16 protein-coding genes are annotated in these 23253 nt (G+C 72.6%); 5 read left to right on the forward strand and 11 right to left on the reverse strand.

Features of this window, described 5'->3' with window-relative positions:
* Window positions 1-30: 30 nt before the first annotated feature.
* Together LXT23_RS28245 and cysS are read right to left on the reverse strand one after the other, a co-directional pair.
* Window positions 31-1734, reverse strand: a complete 1704-nt coding sequence (locus LXT23_RS28245; protein ID WP_253983424.1) for a M28 family metallopeptidase — start codon at window positions 1732-1734, stop codon at window positions 31-33.
* A gap of 48 nt (window positions 1735-1782) precedes the next feature.
* Window positions 1783-3252, reverse strand: coding sequence for a cysteine--tRNA ligase (gene cysS, locus LXT23_RS28250; RefSeq protein WP_323379088.1), 1470 nt, complete (start codon window positions 3250-3252; stop codon window positions 1783-1785).
* A 197-nt stretch (window positions 3253-3449) separates the two neighbouring features.
* Between cysS and LXT23_RS28255 the strand changes: the two genes are divergently transcribed.
* Window positions 3450-5096 carry an FHA domain-containing protein gene (locus tag LXT23_RS28255; protein ID WP_253983425.1) on the forward strand — a complete coding sequence of 549 codons (1647 nt, stop codon included), beginning with the start codon at window positions 3450-3452 and terminating at the stop codon, window positions 5094-5096.
* Here LXT23_RS28255 and LXT23_RS28260 read toward each other — a convergent pair.
* Together LXT23_RS28260 and LXT23_RS28265 are read right to left on the reverse strand one after the other, a co-directional pair.
* Window positions 5074-5721: a hypothetical protein gene (locus LXT23_RS28260; protein ID WP_253983426.1), complete on the reverse strand. Its 648-nt coding sequence runs from the start codon at window positions 5719-5721 to the stop codon at window positions 5074-5076. The genes LXT23_RS28255 and LXT23_RS28260 overlap by 23 nt on opposite strands.
* A 92-nt stretch (window positions 5722-5813) precedes the next feature.
* On the reverse strand, window positions 5814-6308 hold the full coding sequence (locus LXT23_RS28265; RefSeq protein ID WP_253983427.1) for a CarD family transcriptional regulator: 495 nt from the start codon (window positions 6306-6308) through the stop codon (window positions 5814-5816).
* A 186-nt stretch (window positions 6309-6494) separates the two neighbouring features.
* On the opposite strand from LXT23_RS28265, the gene LXT23_RS28270 reads away from it, so the two are divergent.
* Both LXT23_RS28270 and LXT23_RS28275 read left to right on the forward strand, forming a co-directional pair.
* Complete coding sequence (locus tag LXT23_RS28270; protein ID WP_253983428.1) at window positions 6495-9044, forward strand: DNA internalization-related competence protein ComEC/Rec2; 2550 nt, start codon at window positions 6495-6497, stop codon at window positions 9042-9044.
* Window positions 8977-9231, forward strand: a complete 255-nt coding sequence (locus LXT23_RS28275; protein ID WP_253983429.1) for a hypothetical protein — start codon at window positions 8977-8979, stop codon at window positions 9229-9231. Before LXT23_RS28270 ends, LXT23_RS28275 begins: the two co-directional genes overlap by 68 nt.
* A 26-nt stretch (window positions 9232-9257) precedes the next feature.
* On the opposite strand, the gene LXT23_RS28280 is transcribed toward LXT23_RS28275, so the two are convergent.
* Window positions 9258-10460 carry a carbohydrate-binding family 9-like protein gene (locus LXT23_RS28280; RefSeq protein ID WP_253983430.1) on the reverse strand — a complete coding sequence of 401 codons (1203 nt, stop codon included), beginning with the start codon at window positions 10458-10460 and terminating at the stop codon, window positions 9258-9260.
* A gap of 322 nt (window positions 10461-10782) precedes the next feature.
* Here LXT23_RS28280 and LXT23_RS28285 point away from each other — a divergent pair, with 322 nt between their 5' ends.
* On the forward strand, window positions 10783-11529 hold the full coding sequence (locus tag LXT23_RS28285; protein WP_253983431.1) for a YqjF family protein: 747 nt from the start codon (window positions 10783-10785) through the stop codon (window positions 11527-11529).
* A gap of 126 nt (window positions 11530-11655) precedes the next feature.
* Entirely contained in the window at window positions 11656-12552 is an 897-nt protein-coding gene (locus tag LXT23_RS28290; protein WP_253983432.1) for an FHA domain-containing protein, read from the forward strand.
* Window positions 12553-12562: 10 nt separating this feature from the next.
* Here LXT23_RS28290 and LXT23_RS28295 read toward each other — a convergent pair whose 3' ends face one another.
* The 6 genes from LXT23_RS28295 to LXT23_RS28320 form a co-directional block, all read right to left on the reverse strand.
* Complete coding sequence (locus tag LXT23_RS28295) at window positions 12563-12994, reverse strand: PH domain-containing protein (RefSeq protein WP_253983433.1); 432 nt, start codon at window positions 12992-12994, stop codon at window positions 12563-12565.
* Window positions 12995-13057: 63 nt separating this feature from the next.
* Window positions 13058-14428 carry a tetratricopeptide repeat protein gene (locus tag LXT23_RS28300; protein ID WP_253983434.1) on the reverse strand — a complete coding sequence of 457 codons (1371 nt, stop codon included), beginning with the start codon at window positions 14426-14428 and terminating at the stop codon, window positions 13058-13060.
* 83 nt (window positions 14429-14511) lie between these two features.
* Window positions 14512-15822: an adenylosuccinate synthase gene (locus tag LXT23_RS28305; protein WP_253983435.1), complete on the reverse strand. Its 1311-nt coding sequence runs from the start codon at window positions 15820-15822 to the stop codon at window positions 14512-14514.
* Window positions 15823-15834: 12 nt separating this feature from the next.
* Window positions 15835-19500, reverse strand: a complete 3666-nt coding sequence (locus tag LXT23_RS28310; RefSeq protein WP_253983436.1) for a UvrD-helicase domain-containing protein — start codon at window positions 19498-19500, stop codon at window positions 15835-15837.
* The gene (locus LXT23_RS28315; RefSeq protein WP_253983437.1) at window positions 19497-22736 is read right to left on the reverse strand and encodes a PD-(D/E)XK nuclease family protein; all 3240 of its coding nucleotides are present in this window, start codon (window positions 22734-22736) and stop codon (window positions 19497-19499) included. Before LXT23_RS28315 ends, LXT23_RS28310 begins: the two co-directional genes overlap by 4 nt.
* Before the next feature lie 110 nt (window positions 22737-22846).
* Window positions 22847-23221, reverse strand: a complete 375-nt coding sequence (locus LXT23_RS28320) for a hypothetical protein (RefSeq protein WP_253983438.1) — start codon at window positions 23219-23221, stop codon at window positions 22847-22849.
* Between the last annotated feature and the right edge of the window lie 32 nt (window positions 23222-23253).

Consider the following 23253-nt stretch of genomic DNA (forward strand, 5'->3'; position numbering starts at 1 on the left):
TGCCCGTCGAGCGGCGGACGGAGCGTGTGACTACTTCGAAGCGCCCTCCGAAGAGCGCGGCGGACGGGGCGATTTCAGGGCCCGCAGGGACTCCAGGCGGGCGGCCTCGAACTCGTCGCCCTTGTTCCAGCGCGGCAGCTCCGGCGTGCGGGCCACGTGGGCGCCCAGCAGGAAGAACAGCCGGACGTCCTCCACCGCGCCGGACAGCTCCCACTCCGGCCGCAGCTCGTCGGACGGCTGGTGGTAGTGCTTCGCCTCCCACGCCTCGCGCTGCTGCTTGCCCCAGCCTTCCGGGCGGCCCACGAAGTCCATGCCGCTGCCGAAGTAGGCGGCGGGGATGCCCTGCTTGGCGAAGTTGAACTGGTCCGAGCGGTAGAAGAAGCCCCGGTCGGACAGCTGGTCCGCCTTCACCACCCGGCCCTGCGTCTTCGCCAGGGCGACGATGATGGCGTCCAGGCTGGACTTGCCCAGGCCGATGACGGTGAGGTCCTTCGTGCGGCCGTGGATGTTGGCGCCGTCGATGTTGATGTTGGCGGCGACGCGGCCGGCGGGAACCGGCGGGTGCTCGGCGAGGTACTGCGAGCCCAGCAGGCCCTGCTCCTCCGCGGCCACGGCGGCGAACAGGATGGAGCGGCGCGGGGGCTGGGGCATGGCCCGGAAGGCCTTCGCCGTCGCGAGCATCGCCGCCACGCCCGCGGCGTTGTCCAGCGCGCCGTTGTAGATGGTGTCCTCGTCCGGCCTGCCGCCTTCCTTCTTGCCCAGGTGGTCATGGTGCGCGCTGTAGAGCACCACCTCCTGGGACAGCCTCGCGTCACTGCCCGGCAGCAGGGCGAGCACGTTGGCGGTGGGCCGGCGGCGCACCTCGCTGGCGAAGCGCGTGGACACCTTCACCCCGAGCGGCACCGGCTGGAAGTCGCGCTTCTGCGCGGAGGCCCGGAGCGACTCCAAATCCCGGCCCGCGAGCTCGAGCACGCGGCGCGTGGCGGCCTCGGTGGTCCACGCCTTCACCTGCACGCGGGGGACCTCCTCGCTGGCGGGCAGCTCGAACTGCTCCCCCGTCCACGACGTCTGCACCACCTGCCACGGGTAGCCCGCGCTGGGGGTGGTGTGGATGATGATGGCGCCGGCCGCGCCCACCTTCGCCGCCTGCTCGTACTTGTAATCCCAGCGGCCGTACCACAGCCGCGTGCGGCCCCCGAAGAGGCGCGGGTCGTCCTCCGGGTCGCTGTTGAGGATGAGCAGCGTCTTGCCGCGCAGGTCCATCCCCTTGAAGTCGTCCCACTCGTACTCGGGCGCCTGGATGCCGTAGCCCACGAAGACGAGCTCCGACGCGTCCAGCTTCGCCTCGGGCGCCTGCACTCCGGACACGGCGATGAAGTCCTCGTGGAACTTCAGCTCCTCGGTGCCCAGGGGCGCGCGGAACGTCATGCCCTTCGGCTGGCTGGTGATGCCCACCAGGTCGAACGGCTGGAGGAACGAGCCGTCCGTCCCCGCGGGCTTCAGCCCGAGCGCCTCGAACTGCGAGGCGATGTACGCCTGGGCCAGTGCATCCCCGCGCGTGCCGGGGCCGCGGCCCTCCAGCAAGTCACTGGCGAGGAAGCGCACGTGGGCGCGCAGCACCTCCGGGACGATGGCCCCGGCGGCGGACTTCTCCACGGGGGTGACGAGCGGGGCGCGCTGCGCGAGCGCGGGGACGGCACAGAGGGCGACGAGCAGGGACACCAGGTGCTTCATGGTGCCCGGAGCCCTAACACGAAGCTCCGGGCCCATGCAGCCCCCGCGTCACCCGTGCGCCGGGGCCACCTTCCACGTCGTGCCAGCAGGCGTGTCCATGATTTCCACGCCCTGGTCCTTCAGCGCGCCGCGCACCCGGTCCGCCGCGGCGAAGTCCTTCGCGGCCCGAGCGGCGGCCCGCTCACCGAGCAGCCGCTCCACCTCCGCCACGTCGATGCCGCGCTCGCGCACGGCCCGCTCGCGGCGGCGCAGCAGCCAGGGGCCCGCTTCGTCCTCGAAGATGCCCAGGATGCCGGAGGCGCGGCGCACGTCCTCACGCAGCGCCTGGAGCGTGCGGCCGACCAGGGCCTTGTCCTTCACCGGCGGCTTGTCCACCAGCTCGTTCATCAGGACGAAGAGGCCGGACAGCGCGCCCAGGGCGCCGGCGGTGTTGAAGTCGTCGTCCATGGCGGCTTCGAACTCGGTGAAGTAGCGGTGCGGCTCGCCGTGGAGCGGGCCCTTGCCGAAGTCCTTGCCCGCCACGCGCTCGTCCACCTTGCGCAGCGTCTCGTAGAAGTACTCCAGGCGCGCCTCCGCGTCCGCCAGCGCCTTGTCGGCGAAGTGGAGCGGGTGGCGGTAGTGCGTGGACAGGAAGAAGAAGCGCAGGGCCTCCGGGTCCACCTTGGCCAGCGCGTCGCGCAGGCGCACCACGTTGCCCAGCGACTTGGACATCTTCGCGCCTTCCAGGTCCAGGAAGCCGCAGTGCATCCAGTACTTGGCGAACGGCTTGCCGCTGGCGGACTCGCTCTGGGCAATCTCGTTCTCGTGGTGGGGGAAGATGAGGTCCAGCGCGCCGCCGTGGATGTCGAACGTCTCACCCAGGTACTTCGCGCTCATGGCCGAGCACTCGATGTGCCAGCCCGGCCGGCCCGGCCCCCAGGGGCTCTCCCAGGCGGGCTCGCCCGGCTTGGCGCCCTTCCACAGCGCGAAGTCGAGCGGCTCGCGCTTCTGCTCTCCCGGCTGCACGCGCTCACCGACGCACAGGTCGTCCAGGTTGCGCTTGGACAGCTTCGCGTAGTCCGGGTCGCTGCTGACGGAGAAGTACACGTCGCCCTGCGACGCGTAGGCGTGCCCGTTGTCCACCAGCTTCTGGATGATGCCGATGATTTCGGGGATGTGGTCGCTCACCTTGGGCGAGTGGTCCGGCTCCAGCAGGTGCAGCGCCCGCGCGTCCTCGCGGAAGATCTCCACGTAGCGCGCCGACAGCGCCACCGGGGCCTCGCCCGTCTCGGCGGCGGCCTTGATGATCTTGTCGTCCACGTCCGTGTAGTTGCGCACGTACCGGACCTTCATGCCGCGGTGCCGGAGGTAGCGGACCACCACGTCGAAGGAGGTGAAGGTGCGCGCGTTGCCGATGTGGATGTAGCTATAGGTCGTAGGTCCACAGACATAGACACCCACCTCGCCGGGGACGGCGGTCTCCAGCAGCTCCTTCTGCATGGTCATCGTGTTGAAGAGCCGGATGGATGGCGGGGTCACGTGCGACAATCCTCCTGTGTCCGTGGAGTTGGGTGTGGCCGTCACTCTAGGATCCCGGTCCCCACACAGGCCAGCACTAGCCTGGGAATCTCGGCGTCTGGTGGCACTTGAGCACTACCGTTCACTGGCGCCGGGGAACTTCGGACGCCAGTGACGGACGACCTGCCGGACGTCCGTCAATCAGGGAGAATGGCCGCATGGCTCCACCGAACCCCAAGCGCCCGCCCCGCCCTCCCCGCCCGCCGGGTACGCAGGCGCCGAAGGACTCCGATGTGGAGCTGCCCTTCGATGATGACGAGGTGGACCCCCTCCGGGCTGACGACCCGCGCCCGCAGCGGGTGCCCCAGTTCCCGGCCGGCTCGCGGCGGAGCAAGCGCCAGGGCGGCGAGCGCGGCACCCGGGACCACGAGCTGTCCCCCCGGTTCGACTGGAGCCACGAGTACTCGGACCCGGGGTTCGCGCCTGCCTTCCTGTACGTCGAGCGGGGGCCCGGCGTCGGCCAGCTGGTCCCGGTGAAGCAGGGGCCGCTGGTGATGGGGCGCTCGTCGTCGTCCGACCTGCGGCTGCAGCACCCGTCCATCAGCCGCCGCCACGCGCAGCTGGTCCGGCGCGGGGACCGCTTCGTCCTGAAGGACCTGAGCAGCCAGAACGGCACCTTCCTCAACCGGGCCCGGGTCACCTCGGAGGTGGAGGTGATGCCGGGTGACGAGATTTCCCTGGGCAACGCGCTGCTGCGCCTGCGCGGCCCCGGGAGCACGCCCGCGGTGGGAGAAGCCGTCGCCGTCGCCACCGTCAAGCAGGGCCGGCGCCGCAAGGGCGTGGGCACCCTGGGCGTGGCGCTCATCGCCGCGGCCGTGGGCTCCGCCGTGGCGGCGCTGCTCACGGTCATCGCGGTGAGTGTGGGCGGTGACGAAGCAGGGGCGTCCGTGCCTCCGCCGCCCGCAACCGAGCAGGGCCCCGCGGCGCCCCTGAAGCGGCTGTCGTCCGGGGAGACCGGCCCCTCGGAGGTGGAACCCCAGGCTCCCACTGGCAGCGCGCCGGAAGCTCCGGCTTCGGGCGCCTCCGCTGGCGAGGCCAAGGGCATGGCCACCGCTCCTGGCGAGGCTGGAACGGAGCCCTCGGCGCCAGGGACCAGCAGCGCTCAGGAGGACGGAGCGGCAGGGAGCCCTCCCCGGCTGGCCGCCGGTCCCAGCGCACTGGAGGTGGCACGAGGCGCACTGGGGGCTCCGACGCGGCGGCAGGAGCCGTCGCGCGAGCCTTCGTCCGGCATGGCGCGGCCGGAGCGCTCCGGCCCCCCCTCCCCCACGGCGCGCGACATCGCCGAGCCCTCATCGCCCGGCGCCCGTGACGTGGCGGCCGGAGGCACGCGCCAGGCGCGCTCCGAGACGGGTGACGCAGTGGCCGCGGACGCGCGGCCCCGGAGCGGGAAGGACGGAGCGACGGAGGCGGACGTGCTGCGGCACTACGAGGCGGGAGACGTCGCCGGGGCGCGGGAGCAGGCCAAGGCCGCGAAGCTCACCTCGCTCCACGCACAGCTCGCCCGCTACGAGTCCGCCGAGGCCGAGGCTCACAAGGCGCAGGAGCGGGGCGACCTGCCGCGCGCCATCTCCCAGCTCACCGTCGCCGTGTCCGAGGACCAGGCGCTGGCCCAGGGCTGGAGCAAGCACGGCGTCTCACTCCGCAAGCGGCTGGCGGCGCTGCACCTGCAGCAGGGCATCGCGCACGCCCAGGCCGGCGAGGTGGCCGCGGCCCGAGGCGCCTTCGAGAAGGCCTTGGAGCACGACGCCGGCAATCGCGAAGCCCGCGAGCGGCTCGGCCGCCTCAGCGCCGCCGCAGCCCCTTGACCAGCAGCACCGCGTTGAACGCGATGAAGGCGAGCAGCGCCAGGGCCACCAGCACCAGGCCCCGGTCCGCGCCCGGCTGCTCTCCCTCGATGAGCAGCCACAGCTTCCCTGCGTGGGGCTGGACCTCGCCCAGGCTCCTCAGCAGGGCCAGCCCGTCGCGGTAGCGCGGCGCATCCTCCTCCGCCAGCAGCCGCCCGCGCACGGCGAAGGGACGCTGGTCCGGCTGGGGCGGCGGTCGCCCCGGCGTCCACTCCTCCCCGGACAGCGCGCCCCGGCGCACCACGAAGGGTGACTCGCGCAGCCCCACCAGCACGTACAGGGTGCCATCGCTGCGCTCATAGCCTCCCCGCGCCGTGGGGACACCGTGCACCTGCGCGTAGCGGTTGGAGACGAGCGCGTCGTACCGGTACGCCCCCTCCGCGCCCAGCGTCAGCGGCGTCCGCGAGGAGAAGAAGTACGCCAGCTCCCGGCGCTGCATGCCCAGCAGCGCCAGGGCCACGGCGATGGCCATCAGGGCCGCCAGGGGCTTCACGCCCACGCGGCGGCGCGCGGCCCGCGCCTCCAGCTCGGCGATGCGGCGGTCGCGCTCCTCCTGCGCGGATGTCGTCGGCAGCGGCTCGCTCATGAGCGGGGCACGGCGTGGCGTGGAAAGACGAAGCCCCGAGCTCCCTGCAAGGGAACCCGGGGCGGGGAGTCTCGGGCCAAAGGCCCGTCGACTCAGGCGAGGTTGAAGATCTTCTTCAGGTCCGACTCGATCTCTTCCTCGGAGCAGTCCTTCGCCAGCGACAGCTCCTTGATCAGCAGCGAGCGCGCGGTATCGAGCATCTTGCGCTCACCGAAAGACAGGTCCTTGTCACCCTTGAGGAGGTAGAGGTCGCGCAGCACTTCGGCGATCTCGAAGACGGAGCCCGTCTTGATCTTCTCCATGTACTCCCGGTAGCGACGGTTCCACGTCGTGGAGTCGACCGAGATGTCCTTCTCCTTGAGGATGGAGTAGACCTGCTTGACGTCCTCCTCGCTGATGATCTCGCGGAGGCCGACCGACCCGACCTTGTTGATCGGGATCATGATCCGCATCCCGTTCTCGAGGATGCGCAGCACGTAGAAGGACTGGCGCTGCCCGGCCACCTCGGTGTGCTCGATACCCATCACCTCACCGACGCCCTGGCCCGGATAAACCGCCTTGTCACCAGTCTTTAAGCTGGTCTGCACTAACTGCCTCCTTTAAAGACTCGATCCCGGCCTTTCAGCCGAGCACTACTACCACAAACCACATCCACGGTCAACGATATCGACTTGACCACCCGGGACGCGCCCGACTACGTTGTCGGTTTTCGTACGCGGTGTCGCCAAGGGTGCGAGCCGGCGTGACGTGAGGCGGCGGGTGGGGGTGGGGCGGTGGATCGTCATGCGTGGCGCGACCTGGGCTCGCGTCCCCTGTTCTTTCCCGCGCTGAGCGTCACGCTCGGCGCACTCTGCGCACCAGCAACAACCCTGGAAGCAGAGCCATTTCTCCTTTGTGCGGCGCTCCTTGGAGCACTCGGGCTGGCGCTTGCTCGCCTGCCTCGGACTCCGGTGCCGGGAGCCCACCTGGTGGTGCTCCTGGCGCTCGGAATGATGGGGGCGGGGCTGGCGTGCTGGGAGGCCCGCGTGGAGGTGCCCCCGGGGCTGGCGGCGGGAGGGCCGGCCGTCCTGGAGGGCGAGGCCGAGCGCGTGGAGCGCTTCGACGGCGCCACCCGGGTGCGGCTGGCGGTGGCACTCGCTGGAGCTCCCACGGCGGCCCTGGAGCCGGCGCGCTTCCGGGTGAGCCTGTCGCTGCGTGGCGAGCCCGTGGCGCTGCTGCCCGGCCAGCGCGTGCGCGTGGAGGCGAAGCTGGCGCCAGCCGCACCTCCCTCCAATCCCGGGGAGAAGGACTTCGGAGCGGCGCGGCGGCGGCAGGGCGTGGTGTTCACCGCCGGGGCCCACGCGGGACGTGTCCTGGTGCTCTCCCCCGCCCCGGCGTGGGTGCGGGAGCTGGAGGAGACGCGCATGCGGCTGGCGGTGGCCGTCCATGCGGTGGCGCCCTCGCGCGACGCGGCGGCCCTGTTCCTCACGCTGGCGGCCGGGCAGCGCGCGGAGCTGGACGATTCCTGGGAGGAGGCCTTCTCCCGCGCGGGGCTGGCGCACGTGCTGAGCGTCAGCGGGCTGCACGTGGCGGCGCTGGCGTTGATGACGCTGGCGCTGCTGCGGCGGGGGCTGGTGCGCGCGGGCAGCCGCTGGCGGATGCTGGACGCGCGCCAGGTGGCGGCGCCCGCGGCGGTGCCCTTCGTCTGGGCATACGTGGTCTTCACGGGCAACCAGCCGCCGGCGGTGCGCTCGGCCGTCATGGCCACGGTGGCGCTGCTGGGGCTGGCGCTGTGGCGGCGCTCGGATGCGCTCAACGCGCTGGCCACCGCCGCGGCGGTGCTGGTGGCCTGGGCGCCCTCCAGCGTGGTGGACCTGTCGCTGCGGCTGTCATTCCTCGCGGTGCTGGGGCTGGTGCTGCTGGTGCCCGCGCTGCGGCAAGCCCTGCCCCTGGCGGCGCCGGATCCGCGGGAGCCACGCAGGCTGTGGCGGCTGTGGGGCCAGGCGCGCGAGTCGGTGGCCCAGACGCTGAGCGCCAGCGCCGCCGCCACGCTGGCGGGACTGCCCGTGGTGGCCGCGGCCTTCGGGCGCGTGAGCCTGGCGGGGCTCGTCTCCAACATCGTCGCCCTGCCCCTGTGCGGCCTGCTCACGGGGCTGGCGGCGGGTGGGGCCGCGCTCTTCGTGGTGTCTCCCCTGCTCGCCACGCCGGTGCTGTGGGCCGGTGCCTGGGCGTCGGAGCTGCTGCTGGCCCTCACCCGCTTCTTCGCGGCGGTGCCCCTGGCGGCTGTCGAGGTGCCCGAGCTGGGCGGGCTGGCGGCGGCGCTCTATGCGGCGGGACTGCTGCTCTGGGCGCTCGGCTCGGGGCGGTGGAGGCAGGGCGGCTGGCTGGCGCCCCTGGCCGTCGTGGGGGCCATGCTGGCGCCGTGGCTCATGCCGGAGCCGGGCCTGCGCGTCACGTTCCTCGCCGTGGGCCAGGGGGACGCGGTGGTGCTCAGCTCGGAAGGCCACCACGCGCTGGTGGACGGAGGCGGCGTGCCCGGCGGCGCGGACCCGGGGGAGCGCTTCGTGCTCCCCTACCTCCGGCACGCGGGCATCTCCCGGCTGGACCTGGCCGTGCTGTCCCATCCCCATCCGGACCATGCGCTGGGACTGGCGACGGCGCTGGCGCAGGTGCCCACCGAGCGCCTGTGGATGCCCGCGGGTGACGGTGACGGCCCCCTGTCGAGGCAGGTGGTGGCCGCGGCGCGCGAGGCCCGCGTGGAGGAGGTCCAGGCCGGACATCCTCCGCTGCGCCTGGGCGAGGCCACGCTGGAGGTGCTGGGACCGCCCGGGGCCGAGGACCGGGAGCTGCTCGAGGGCGTGAATGACCGGAGCGTGGTGCTGCGCGTCCGTCACGGCGCCGTCACCGTGCTGCTCACGGGCGACGTGGAGGAGGCCGGCGAGGAGGCGCTGCTGGCGCAGGTGGACGAGGTGACGGTGATGAAGGCTCCGCACCATGGCTCGCGCACCTCCTCCACCGAGGCGCTGCTGGCACGCACGCGCCCCCGGCACGTCGTGTTCTGCGTCGGTCGGCGCAACCGCTACGGCTTCCCCCATCCCGAGGTGGAGGCGCGCTACCGGGCCCTGGGCAGTGAGTGCTGGCGGACGGACGTGGGGGGCGCCATCACCGTGGAGAGTGATGGCCGGGACGTCCGGTTGGTCTCCTTCCTGCCACCCGAGGCTTCGCCGACAGACGCCCGGGTTGCCGACGGGGAAGGTCATCCGCACCCTAGGGGCGATGATTTCCGAGGATCTCGATCTCCAGCAGTTGACCGCCGACCTGAAGCGCACGCTCGGCCCCGGTGAACCCATAGGCTACCTGCGCGGCAAGGCGCTGATGCGTGACGTGCTCGTCAGCACCAAGGGCTTCTCGGAGCTGGAGGCCGAGGAGCTCATCGATACCCTCGAGCTCCGAGGCTTCCTCCGCTTCCTGGGCGACCCCTCCGAGCGTTCGGTGGCCGACGCCCACTGGGACATCTCCCCGCACGCGTAGGCGTGGAGAGGCCTCCCGTCACCGCGTTACTGGAAGACGAGCCAGGCGAAGCGCGGCAGCGCATGGAAGTCGCCCACGAAGAGGGGTGAGAAGGCCTGCCCCTCCACGTTGCGACGGTTGGGGTGCTCCAGCCTGTAAAGGTTGAAGCGCCAGCGGTCGCCCTTCTGGGGCGGCACGTGGGGCACCTCGGCCAGCCGCGCGAAGGGAATCTGCAGCTCCACCGTCCAGCCCGTGTCGCGGTCCGTCGCGTCATCCAGCGTGCCGCGGACCTTCAGCGCCGTCTTCATCCCTGAGTCCCAGCTCTTGTCCATGCCCTGCCGGCGAGCGGGGAAGTACGCGTCGAAGATGACGCCGTGCGGGGACACCTGCAGCTCGTTGTACGTGCGCCCGTCCGCGTTGGCGTCGAGGAAGACCTCCACCACCTCCTGCTCGTAGATGGGGTCATCGCGGTTCTTCAGCGTGCCCCAGACGTCCGGGTCCTCGGTGTCGAAGGCCACGTACAGGTGGGCATCGTCGTAGACGAGGCGCGCCTCGGTGCGCAGCTGGGCGGGGCGCCCGTCGAAGCTGCCGACCAGCACCACCGGCCGGGCCTGCTTCCACGCCGCGTCGTCGAGGACTCCATCGAGCGTGGGCGCCTTGCTCGCGCGGGTGACGGCGTACTCGGGTAGCTCCGGAGCGCTGTCGCCGAGCACCGGGCCCAGCATCCGCTGGGAGCCGTCATGGGCGCGGGCGTCATCCACGGGCAGGCGCCCGCTGTCGTTCCAGAAGCCGAGCATCACGCGCGCGGGGACGCTCGGCATGGGCACGGAGTGGACGTCCTCGATGACCTTGCCCACGGGCCAGGATGCGAGCGGCGCGGCGCCGTCCTGAATCTCGTGGTCGGCGTTGACGAGCATGCCCCCGCTGGCGGCCTCCACGACGTGGACGAAGAAGCCGTAGCCCCTGGGCGGCGGGCGCTGCGCCTGGAAGTAGTGGGACAGCCGCACCTGCTCTCCGGGCGCGGCCTTCGCCGGAGTCACCTTCGAGCCCAGGTACACCACCGCGCCGCCAGCGAACGTGGCGCCGCTGCGGAACGTGAGGTCCTGGGGCGCGGCGTCCAGGGTGCGCGTCTGCGCGGGCGCGGGCAGGCGGGGCGCGCGCTGGGGTGGACCGGCCTGTTCGTCCCGGCAGGCGGTGACGAGGCAGGTGAGCGTCAGCAGCGGCAGGAGGACACGGGAGTGAAGGCGCATCGGGGCCGCGCATCCTAGCCCGCCACCCCGGCGGCGTGGGCGACCCGAACGGAATGGAACGTCCGTTCCGCTGGCTGGAGGTGCGGCGGCCCGAATGGAACGGAACGTCCGTTCCGCGAGCCCGGGTTCCGGGGTGGCCGCCCGGAACGGAACCTCCATTCCGCCACCCTGGGGCGCGACCGGCCCGCCCGGAACCGAACCTCCATTCCGCCCCCGGCGGGGCGGCGGCCCGAACGGAAGGGAACCTCCATTCCATGAATCTGGCGGCGCGGGCAGCCCGGCCCGTTGGACTCCGGGACGGCGCGCGCGTTACGAGTAGCGCATGCGTCCCTTCCTGACGGCCACGTGGCGGTACCTCGTCATGCTCAACTACGAGGTGGACCCGGAGGTGCTGCGCCCCCTGGTGCCTCGCGGGACGGAGCTGGACACCTGGAACGGAAGGGCCTTCGTCAGCATGGTGGGCTTCCGCTTCCTGGACACGCGCGTGCGCGGTCTGGCCGTGCCCTTCCACCAGAACTTCGACGAGGTGAACCTGCGCTACTACGTGCGCCACCTGGGCCCCGAGGGCTGGCGGCGCGGCGTGGCGTTCGTGAAGGAAATCGTCCCCCGCCTGGCCATCGCCACCGTGGCGCGCGTCCTCTACAACGAGCCGTACGTCGCGCTGCCCATGCGGCACACGGTGGAGATGCGCGACGCCGAGCAGGGCACCCCGGGCCGGCTCGAATATGCCTGGAAGGCCGGAGGACGCTGGCAGCACCTGTCCGCGCGGACGCGGGGCCTGCCGCAGGCCAGCACGCCGGGCTCGGAAGAGGAGTTCATCACCGAGCACTACTGGGGCTACACGCCGCAGCGGGACGGCGGGTGCATGGAGTACCGGGTGGAGCACCCCCGCTGGTCCGTGTGGCAGGCGGATGCGACGGAGCTCGAGTGTGACGTGAGCGGGCTGTATGGCTCGCGCTTCGAGGCGTGCCTCCGCTCGAAGCCCAGCTCCGCCTTCGTCGCGGATGGCTCAGAGGTGGCCGTGTACCCGGGCGCGCGGCTGGCATCTGGCGTCGGCACCGCTGCCTGAGGCGCATCCTCGAAGGAGGCGGTCCCAGGACACGGACGGCCCTCGTCCCCTCCGGATGCCGCGGCCCGGCAACTCCGCGGAACCAGGGGCGTCACGGCGGTCCACGGGTTGCTTCCCCGCCGGGCCATGCGCTTCGAATTCGAGCACCTGGGCACGACGACTCCCTTCGAGCTCTCCGAAGGACAGCACCTGCTGGGAGGAGACGCCGCGGACGACATCCGCCTGGAGGGACTGCCACCCCGGCTGCTGTCCCTGCGCATCGAAGCGCGCCGGCTCATGGTGGAGGCGGCCCGGACGTTCTCGGTGAATGGCGTTCTCACCCCTCCGGGGGTGCCCCGGCTGGTGCTGCCCGGAGAGGTGCTCGGCCTGCCGGAGGAGATGTGCCTGCGAGTGCTCCAGGAGTCCGTGGGTGAGCGCGGCCTGGGCACCGTGGCCGTGCTCAAGGGCCTGCTGACAGGCGCGGAGGCGCTGGCCCCATCCCGAGCAGCCACCCTCACCTGCCTCACCGGCCTGGACGTGGGTCGCACGCATGCCCTCGCGGAGCCGTGCACGGAGCTCGGACGGGGCAGCGAGGCGACCCTCCGGCTGAGAGACCGCGCCGTGTCCCGCACCCATGCACGCATCCTCCAGGACGAGGCCGGGTTCACCCTGGAGGACCTGCACAGCCCCAACGGCGTCTTCCTCAACGGCCAGCGCGTTCGAGGAAGCACGCCGCTCGCCGATGGGGACGTCATCGAGTTGGGCCGCTCGCTGCTGCGCTTCCAGGCCGCCGTGGAGGAACCGCCGCCCCCTCCCGAGCCAGCGCCGCCTCCGGAGCCAGTCACCCCGTTGGAGGCGCCCCCGGGGGACGGCCCGCCACCGGAGTCCACCGCCCTCCCGGAGGCGCCGGCTCCCGTGTCCGAAGCACCGGACGCGAAGCCCCCGCTGCCCAGGGCTCGCGGCGAGTGGTGGTTGATTGGCGTGGGCGCGGCGGCGGCGCTCGCCGGCCTCGTCGTCACCTATGCGCTGGCGACCAGCGGCTGAAGCGCCCGCCCTACCCGGGTGTCGGCGCCAGCCCGGCCCGCTCCACCAGAATGCGGGCGAGTCGCTGGTGATGCTGGAAGAAGCTGGTGAAGTGCACGAAGCCCCACTGGCCCCGGATGGCGTAGACCGTCACGGGCCCGGGGAGCACGTCCAGCTTGCGGATGTCCGCGAACGAGAAGCGCCGGGTGCGGACCATGCCCCGGTAGGTGATGCCGCGCGCGTCCACCACGATGAGCGTGCGCGCGTAGTACGCGACCGAGACACCGAAGAAGAGGACGAAGAAGCCCGCCGACAGGAAGGTCTTCAGCGGTACCTCGTCGAAGCGGAACAGGTACAGCAGCACCGCCACCCAGAGCAGACCCGCCACGGCCATGGCCGCCGCGAAGACCCTACGGGGTCTGAAGATCTGCCCTCCGTCCACGTTCGCGTCGCGCCCGGTCATGCCTCGAAACTAATGCTTCGGCCTGACACGGTCCACCTGCCCCCCTGCCCCCCTGGCAGGCGCTCAGCGCAGCTTCGCGGCCTTCTGTCGGGATTCCTCCTGTAGCTGTGCCCTGACGTCTGTGGCGGACGAGGCGGCATAGCGCTCGTAGAGGCTGCGTGCCTCTTCGTTGCGCCCCAGCGCCCGGTAGGACTCGGCCAGCCCGTACAGGGGTGACGCCGAGCCGGGCTCCAGCTCCATGGCGTACTGGTAGTCCGACGCGGCCTCGGCATAGCGCCGCAGGCCGATGTTCGCGCTGCCTCGCGCGGTGTAGGCCACCGCCAGCATCGGCTCCAGCTGGATGGCCTGGGTGAGGCTGGTCAGCGCGCCGCCGTAGTCCCGGGTGCCGATGCGCTGCACGCCCTGCTCATACGCGCGGCGGGCCTGGGCCCGCGTCGTGTCCGCCACCGGCCCGGAGCCCGGAGGCTGCTGGGCCGCCTGGGGTGAGGCTCCCGCCTGCGCCATCTTCGCCCGCGCCCGGGTGACGTTGTCCTGAGCGCTCTGGCGGATGGTGGCGTCCTGGGTGAGCCGCGCCGCCCGCTCCCACTTCTCCACCGCCTGCCCGTAGTAGCCCAGCACCGCGAGCGCATTGCCCAGCTTGAACAGGGCCTCCACGTGGCCCGGGTCCGCGTGGGATGCATCCAGGAAGGCGAAGGCCGCCTCGCGGTAGCGGCGCTCCTTCATCAGCGCGTCCCCGTCCCGGATGCGGCTCGCCGCGAGCGCGGAGTTCGGCGTGCGCTCCGGCTCGGCCGTCGCCGCGGCGACGGCCGTCCGCGACTCCGAGACGGCCGCCGGCGCCGAAGCCTGAGCCTGGGCTGGAGCCGCCACGGACGCGCTGGCCGGCACGGGCTGAGGCTGGGCGCCCATGGCCGTCAGGTGCTCCCGCGCCTTGCGCACCCAGACCTGCTCGCCGGGGCGCTTCTCCCGGGCGATGTACGCCTGGTACGCGGGAATCGCCTTCTCCTTCTGGCCGAGCTGCCGGTAGCTCTCCCCCAGCCCGTAGTAGCCGTCCGCGTCGTTCGGCTCGAGCTGCGTGTAGCGCTCATAAGCCTGCGCCGCGGTGGCCGCATCGCCCGCCTTGCGCGCGGCATAGCCCAGGTTGAAGAACGCCATCTTGAGGGTGGCGTCCGCCTCGGTGGCCTCGCGGAAGCGGGCGATGGCCTCAGTCACCTGCCCCTTGCGGAAGAGCACGCTGCCCAGCCCGTTGAGCGCGGCGGCGTACCCCGGCGTGTCCTTCAGCGCCTCGCGGTAGGCGGAGGCCGCCTCGTCCAGCCTGCCGGACGACAGCGCCGCCTCCCCGCGCTCGAACGCGGCCCGAGCCGGAGCGGACGGGGCCGCGGCGCCGAGCAGCAGCGTCGCGGACATGGCGAGGACCCACTTGCGCATGACGACCATGACGTCTCCCTGGGTGACGATGTAGGAGCCGTAGCAGAAACCCGACGCCGCGTCAGCCCACCTTCCGGTCGACGAAGGGGCGCTCAGCTGCGGAACGGGTTCTGGAGCAGCACCGTCTCGCCACGGTCCGCGCCCACGGAGACGCACACCACGGGCACGCCGCTGACCTCTTCCACGCGGCGCACGTAGCGCTTGGCGTTCTCCGGCAGCTCGTCGAAGGTGCGCACGCCGGCAATCTGCTCGTCCCAGCCCTGCAGCGTCTCGTAGATGGGCTTGACGCGGGCCAGGTCCTCGTAGTCGCCGGGCAGCTCCGTCACCTTCTGGCCGTCCAGCTCGTAGGCGTTGCAGATCTGCAGCGTCTTGAGGCCGCTGAGCACGTCCAGCTTGGTGAGCGCCATGCCCCACAGGCCGTTGACGCGCGCGGCGTAGCGCAGCACCACGCCGTCCAGCCAGCCGCAGCGGCGGGGACGGCCGGTGGTGGCGCCGTACTCGTCGCCAATCTTCCGGAGCTGCTCGCCGATGGGGTCATTCAGCTCGGTGGGGAACGGGCCGCCGCCCACGCGGGTGGTGTAGGCCTTGCTGATGCCCATCACCTTGTCGATGGCCGTGGGCCCCAGGCCCGAGCCCACCGCGGCGTTGCCCGCCACGCAGTTGGACGAGGTGACGAAGGGATAGGTGCCGTGGTCCACATCCAGCAGCGTGCCCTGCGCGCCCTCGAAGAGGATGCGCGCGCCGCGGCGCACCTGCCCGGAGAGGAAGAGCGAGGCGTCGTGCACGTAGGGCTTGAGCCGCTCGCCCAGGGCGGAGAACTCGGCCAGCACCTGCGGCACTTCCAGCTGCGGCACCGGGTCTCCGGCCTGCGCGCACAGGTCCTTCAGCTCCTCGAGCGCCTGCGGCAGCCGCTCCTCGATGCGCTTGCGCAGCCGGTCCGCGTTGAGCAGGTCCCTCACGCGGATGCCGCGGCGGGCGACCTTGTCCTCATAGGCGGGGCCGATGCCACGGCCGGTGGTGCCGATGGCGCTGCCGCCGCGGGCCTTCTCGCGGAAGCTGTCCAGCAGCTTGTGCCACGGGAAGATGACGTGGGCGTTGTCGGAGATGAGCAGCTGCGCGTCGTCCTTGAGGAAGTTGCGCGCCTTGAGCGCGTCAATCTCTCCGACGAGCACCGCGGGGTCCACGACCACCCCATTGCCAATCACACACGTCTTGCCTGGATGGAGGATGCCCGAGGGAATCAGATGGAGGACGGTCTTCTGACCGCCCACCACGAGCGTATGGCCCGCGTTGTTCCCGCCCTGGAAGCGGACGACCACCTGGGCATGCTCGGTGAGCAGGTCAACGACCTTGCCCTTACCTTCATCTCCCCACTGCGCTCCGATGACGACGACGTTCGGCATGGTGCCCGCCGCTTAGCACGCGCGGGGGGCCGGGTGACAGTGTTCCGAGAAGCCACAATGCAGGGCCTGGCAGGTCGCCCTCTCCCGCCCGGGCCATTCGCCCCGTACCTCCCCCCGTGCCAGGGCCCTGACGGCGTCCGCGAGCCTCCCAGCCGCCTCCTCCAGCCCTCGGGCCCCGGACAGCCACTCTGGCTCGGGCCGGGGCTCACCCAGGAAGACCACCCCCACCCGCACCGGCACCCCTTCGCGCACCATCCGCCGCGCCGCCAGCTCCAGCGCCGCCAGCTCGTGGGTGTACGCCGCCGGGCCCAGGGGATGTCGGCCGCCCGACTTGAAGGCCACCACCACCGCCTCGCCCTCGGGTGATTCCCAGAGGAGGTCCACCTCGCCCTCCAGGGCAGCCCCATCGTCCAGTGTCAGGACGAAGGCCAGCCCGCGGTGGACGGCCTGCGCCGGGGACGCGGCCATCCGCTTCGCGAGCGCCGTGTCCAGGAAGCGCTCCACCGTGCCCAGCACCTCCTCCATGCCCTCGTCGTCCGGGAGCACGCCCGCGTCCCGCAGCAGCGAGTCCAGGTGCGCGCGCCGCTCGGAGCGCCCGGTGTCCGGGGCCGCGGCGAGCCGCAGGTCCACCTCGCGAAGCAGGCGCAGGGTGAGCCCCTCCGGGCTCTGCGCGGGCAGCCACCCGTCGGGCTCCACCAGCGGCGCAGTCCCCCGGGGCGGCGCCTCCCACGGCCACGAGGCCCCGCGCAGCCCCAGGCGGTGCACGTAGTGGAAGCGCCGGGGACACGCGAGGAAGTCCTGCACCGAGCCTACAGATGCCACCGCGTTGCCCGGAGCCGCGCCGTCCTCCAGCCGTCCTCCGCGCACTCGCAATAGCGCGGCCTCCACACGGGCCCCCGCGCGCTCCATCGCCTCCGGGCCCGGCGGCTCCGGGTCCGCGGGCGGAGGGAGCGAGTCCACGTCCAGGTCGTTCACGAGCGCGCGCAGGTCCGACTCGGCCTCGAGCTGTGCGTCCACGAGGTGCCACCACGTGTCCTTGCCCGCGCGCGGCTCCTCGCCGCCGGACAGCACCAGCATGTCGCGGGCGCGCGTGAGGGCCACGTAGAGGAGGCGGCGGTACTCGGCGTCCTCGCGCGCCTTCAGCTCCGCGCGCACCGCATCGAAGCGCTTGGAGGTGTAGCCATCCAGCGAGTCCGGCACCCAGGGGCGCAGGGAGATGCCATGCGTGCGCTCGAAGTGCGCGCGGCCGGAGGTGGTGCGCCGCCGTCCGCCCAGGGCCGGCACCACCACCACGGGCCACTCCAGGCCCTTGGCGCGGTGGATGGTGAGCAGCTGCACCGCGCGCGGGTCGCCCGCGTCCAGCAGGTCCGCCTGCGCCTCGGTGGGGTCGTTCTCCGCCAGCATGCGCAGCTCGCGCGCGAAGGCCACGCACCCGCCGGTGCCCCGCTCGTCCCGCCGCGACGCCAGCGCCAGCAGCTTCTCCACGTTGGCGCTCGCCTGCTCCGCGTAGGGCGAGCCCGCCAGCGCCTCGCGGTAGCCCGTCACGTCCAGCGCCGACAGCAGCAGCTCCCGCACGCCCAGCCGGTCCCGCTCGCGCCGCAGCCCCGGCAGCGCGCCGAGGAAGCGCTCCAGCCGCACCCGCTCCCGCGCGGGGAGCAGGTCCAGCACCGCGGCGTCCACCAGTCGCGGCGACGTCAGCGACAGCGGCGCATCTCCCGCCAGGAGGAACAGCGACGCGTCCGACAGGCCCACCAGCGGCGAGCGCAGCACCGCGGCGAAGCCGAGCGCGTCCTCCGGGTCCGCCAGCAGCGCCAGCAGCGAGGCCAGGTCCAGCACCTCCTGCGCGCCGTAGAAGCCGCGCCCGCGCAGCACCCGGTGCGGCACGCCGTGGCGGATGAGCGCCTGCCGGTACACCTCCAGGTGCGTGAACGTCCGGAACAGCATGGCCACGTCGCCGCCGCGCGCCGGGCGCAGCCCCTCGCCGTCCTCGCGCTCCACGGCGGGCGGAGCCCCGGGCGCCAGCAGACACCGCAGCCGCCGCGCCACCGCGTCCGCGTCCAGCCAGCGCAGGTCCGCCGCCGTGTCCGCTTCCTCCAGCTTCAGCCGCTCCACCACCGGGGCCTCGGTGAGCGAGGCCCGCACCGCGGACAGGTCGTCCTCCTTGGGGACGTAGACGACCTCGAACGGGCGCGGCGCCTGGGCGTCGGCGGCGACGAGCACCCCGGCGAAGGTGCGGTTGAAGAAGGACAGCAGCCCCGGCACCGAGCGGCGGTTGTGCTGGAGGAAGCCCCGCGCGCCGCCCTCGTCCTCGATCTTCTTCGCCAGCACGGAGAAGACGGAGACGTCCGCGCCGCGGAACTCGTAGATGGACTGCTTGCGGTCACCCACCGCGCAGAGGAAGGCGGGCTCCAGCGGCAGCGTCGCGGCCACGTCCGCGTCCGGCGCCAGCTCGCGCGGCCCGTCCTCGCGCCGCTCGGCCAAGAGCAGCACGAGTTCCAGCTGGAGGCGGTTGGTGTCCTGGAACTCGTCCACCAGCAGCGCACCGATGCGCTCCTGCACCTGGCGGCGGAACTCCGGGTGGTCTCGCAGCAGGTCCCGCGACTTCACCAGCAGCGACGTGAAGTCGAACACGTTGCGCCGCGACAGCTCCGTGTCGTGGCGCTCTTCCACCCGGCCCAGCAGCTCGCGGAAGGTGACCTCGAAGGGGGCGGTGCGCCACGCGGCCCACGCGTCGTCCAGCCGGGGGATGGAGCCGTCGCTCTTGCCGAAGACGCGCCAGTACAGCTCGCGCACGGGAGACGCGGCGCCCTTGCTGAGCCGCGCGAAGTTGCGCCCGTCCGCCTTGAAGCAGGCCCGCAGCCACGGGAAGCGCTCGCCCGTGCCGAAGTTCTCCGGCGTCATCCCGTTGAGCGCGCGCTCCAGCCCGCCCAGCAGCCGGCTCCACTCGCCCTTCGGGTCCAGACCCCGCGCCTCGCCGCACAGCCGCAGGCAGTCGGTGATGGAGTCCTCCAGCTCCGCGCGGGCCTCCGCCGCGTTGCCCACGGCGGCGGTGGCGGCGCGCAGCCCCTCCTCGCGCAGCTTGCGGTAGACGGCCACCAGCGCGGCCACCAGCCCGTCGGAGAAGCCCGAGCCGGAGAAGCCCAGCTCCTGGCACAGCTCGCGCACCTGCGCGTCGCCGTCCTCCAGCGCGTCCAGCACCACGCGCTCGCAGACGTCCTGCACCAGGCCCGTGGCCTCCAGCTCGTCCAGCACCTCGAAGTTCGGGTCGATGCCCACCGCCGGAGGCGCACGGCGCAGCATCTGCCCGCAGAGCGAGTGGAACGTGCCCACGGTGGCGGCGCCCAGCTCCTCGCGAAGCTGCCGCCATGCATCCGGCAGCGGGAAGGGCTTGTCCAGTCGCGCCAGCGACGCGCGCAGGTCCACCTCCTGGTCCTGCCGCGTCTCGCCCTGCGCCAGCCCGTCCAGCCGCTGGCGCACGCGCGAGCGCATCTCCGCGGCGGCCTTGTCCGTGAAGGTGAGCATGCACAGCCGCGAGGGGCGCACGGCCGGAGCGGCCTCGCGCGCGCCCGCCAGCAGGTGCAGCGTCATGGTGACCAGGCTGTACGTCTTGCCCGCGCCGGCGCCCGCCATCAGGGCGAGGTTGCGCTCCAGCGCGAGGAGGGACGGCTCACCGCTCATCCGCCCTCCTCCGTCATCCGGCGCTCGGTGATGCGGCACACTGCGCGGTAGCCGCACGTGCCGCAGTCCTGGGGCCGCGCGGCGAACTGGCCGGCGCGCAGCGTGCCCACCAGCGACTCCACCGCGTTGGGCAGGTTGAGGCCCTGCTTCTCCGCCACCTTCGCGCGCACCTCCGGGTCCGTGGACAGCAGCTCGTCCAGCTCCTGCGCGGAGACGACGTCGGTGAGGTGGATGGTGGCCCCGGTGCGCAGCGAGAACCACGCCGCCTTCTTCGCGTCCCGGTGGCCGCTCTCCCGCGCCGCATAGAGGTACAGCGGCAGCTGGAAGTCGGAGGTGAGCAGCTTCTCCTTCAGCGCGCGCTTGTCCAGCCGGCCGGACTTGTAGTCGATGACGCCCACGTCACCGCCCGCCATGTCCAGACGGTCAATCGTGCCCTCGAACCAGACGGGCTCGTCACCCGCCTGAAGGACGACCTTGCTCCATTTGTCATCCTTCGCGCCGGGACCGAACTTGAGCTCGAAGCCCTCCGGCAGCAGCTTCTCGAAGGGCAGCCCGCGGCTCTCGTCCACCAGGATGCGACGGGCCATGGCGCGGGCGCGCTCGTGCGCCAGCTTCCACAGCTGGGGATGGCCCACGTGGTGGAACTTCTCGAAGTGCTTGATGGCGGCCTTGAGCGCCGCCTCCAGCACCTCTTCCGGCACCTCCTCCGGCGCCTTGCCCAAAAGGCCGTGCTCCTTCAGCGCCTGGAACACCTCCTCCACCACCCGGTGCCAGAAGGTGCCACGCCCGCGCGCGTCGAACTCCTCGCCCGGCAGGTCCGGCTCGGCCACCTTGAGGCCGTACGCCAGGAAGCCCTGGAAGCCGCAGTTGCCGAAGCGCGCCAGCGCCGACGCGGACAGCGGGCGGGTGATGTCGAAGCGGAACGTCTCCCGCAGCGACGTGCGCAGCGTGTTCGCGTCCACCGAGCCCGTGTAGGGCCCGGGCTGCCGGTTCGGGTCGCCGAAGAAGAACAGGCGCTCCATCTCCACCAGCGACAGCTCGCGCGCACCCGCGTACCAGAGCTCCTTGTCGAACTGGCGCCGGAGCAGCGGGGCCGCCGGGTCCGGCTCGGTGACGCGCAGCTTCGGCTGTGCCAGCGCCTCCAGCGCCACGCAGCGGCGCAGCTCGGCCTCGGTGAGCACCTCGTCCAGCGGAGGGATGGGCGGCAGCGAGCGCGGCGTCCACTTCAGCGCGGTGAGCCGGCGCACCTCCTCCAGGAAGGCGGACGGCACCTGCTCCTGCCCGCCCGCGGCCTCCATGGCGAAGGACAGGCTCATCGTCTCCTCCGCCGCCGCCAGCGCGCTGGCGAACAGCAGCCGGTCCTCGGTGAGGCGCCACGCCGCGCGGTCCTCGAACTCGCCGCCGGTGAGGCGGAACACGTCGCGGCCCAGGTGCTTGTTGAGGGCGGAGCGCTCCGCGTCGCCGAGCAGCGGAGACGGCGCATCCCGGCCCGGGAAGCGCCCCTCCGTCAGGCCCGCGAGGAAGAGGTGGCGGAACGAGCGGCCCGGCACCTCGGCCACGTCCAGCAGCTCCACCGCGGCGCTACGCGGTCCGCGCGGCGGCAGGTGCGCGTCCGCCATGGCGTCCCGCAGCCACCGGCCAAAGGTGCGCCGCCGCAGCTTCGGCCCGCCGCCCACCGCGCTCATCGTCCGCAGCAGCCCCTGCACGCGCTGGCGCAGCGCCTCGCGCGCCGCCTCGTCCCGCGCCCGGGCATCCACCGCCCGCGCCGCCAGGCCGCCCTCCTCGCGTGCCTCCAGCGGGCCCTCCGAGTCCACCAGCCCCAGCCGCTCCACCACGTGCCACCACGCGGCAAGCAGCTCGGAGAGGGTGCCCTCCTCGGGGATGCGGCGGCAGAAGTCCACCAGCAGCATGCAGCGCTCGCGCAGCACCTTCACGGCGTGGACGCGGGTGCCGTCCTCCTTCTTCTGCGCCCCGTAGAGCGCCAGCAGTCGCCGGGACAGGCCATCCAGCCGCACGTCGTACGCGCCGCGCCCGCGCACCGCGCCCAGCTTGTCGTCGCGCACGGCGGCGAGCGCGAAGAGGCTCGCGGGCGCATCCGGCCCCCCGCGTGACAGCGTGGGGGCGTAGCGGCTGCCCACCAGCTCCGCCACGCGCTCGGCGGGGAAGCCGTCCTCCACCAGCAGCGGCAGGTCCAACGCCAGCCGCACCGGGCCCGCCAGGGCCAGCGGCTCGCCCCAGGGCAGGCGCACCGGCACGCCCAGCTCACCCAGCGACTCCGCGAGCCACCCGGCCTCCGGGCCCAGCTCGCGCAGCGCGATGGCGATGTCTCCGGGCGCGGTGCCCTCGGCGATGAGCCGCCGCACGTCCCGGGCCACCAGGCGGGCCTCGTCGCGCGCCGTGGCCGCGCTCCACACGCGCAGCGCGGGCACCGCGTCCTTCAGCACGTCCCGCTGCGCGCGCGGTGAGAAGAGGTGCCGGCCGAGCTCGATGAAGGGCCGGCCCTCGAAGGTGACGTCCGCCTTGAAGAGGTCCACGTGCGGCATCGTCTCGCCGCGGTTCTCGAAGGCGCGGAAGAGGGCCGCCAGCGCCGCGTCCGCCGCGGGCGAGCCACCCACCGGCGTCTCCACCCGCAGCGTCACCCGCCGCGACTCACACGCCGCCGCCAGCGCCAGCAGCAGCTCCAGGCCCGAGGACCTGACGTCGTAGATGCCATGCAGGACGAGCGTCCCCACGCCCACCCAGGTCGCCGGCCAGGCCCCCCGCCCCAGGGCCTCGCGTGCGCCGCGCATCACGTCCTCGCGGTCCGCCAGCCCCAGCTCCGCCATCTTCTGCTCGTACAGGTGGTACAGGCGGGCGAGCACCCGCCCCCTCGCCTGCCGCTCCGTGGGGAGCACGTCCACCGCGTCCTGCAGCTCGCGCGGGGTGAGGCGGCCGGCCTTCAGGTCCAGCACCACGTCCAGCGCGGCGCGCGCGAAGGCGGGCTCGCGGACGTACTCGCCGAAGGGCGTGCGGCCCAGGCCCTGCGCCTGAGAAGCCACCACGGCCCGCGCGGCCACGGCCGGGCACGGGCGCCGGTTCAGCTCGCGCGCCCCGCCCAGGGCCTGGAGCAGCTCGTCCCAGGTGAGCAGGTGGGCGCCTACCGTCAGGCCGCTCGCATCCCCCATGGCCCGCAGCGCCGCCTGGCGCCGGCCGGCGTCGGGAAACACATGGAGGGTGCGGCCGGGACGGGAGGACATTCGCGAGCGGATTGTAGAACGACCGGGCGGGTGGCTTTCATGCTCGATTCGGGGCCCGCTGCCCAGGGTTTCTCACCGCACGCCTGCCTGCCCTCCCATGAGGGCGGCCGCTAGTACACGCTGTCGATGAACTGCGCGGCCACGCCCGTCGCCAGCGTCGTGAGGGCGGCATGAATCTGGTAGCTCTTGTTCGAGCGCTCGATGAGGTCCTCGTCGTAGTTCGCGACCTCGTACTTCACGCGGTTGGTGAGGTTCACGTCCTGCGTGAAGAAGCCGAACATCTGGGTGATGGCCGAGTCCAGGTTCGCCAGGGCCTTCCGGTCATGCACGGTGATGCCCACCTCGAAGTGCGCGGGCTTCAGGGCCAGCGAGTGGGAGCCATCGAAGTGGACCTCCACCGAGATGGCCGCCGCGCCCAGAGCCTTCAGCGCCTGGATGTGCGCATACCGCACCTTGCTCTGCACCGCGAAACTCGAACCCGCCATCGTCGTTGCTCCCTGGATTTGCCGGACCGGGC

The sequence above is a fragment of the Pyxidicoccus xibeiensis genome (assembly GCF_024198175.1).
In the GTDB taxonomy this organism is placed as follows: Bacteria; Myxococcota; Myxococcia; order Myxococcales; family Myxococcaceae; genus Myxococcus; species Myxococcus xibeiensis.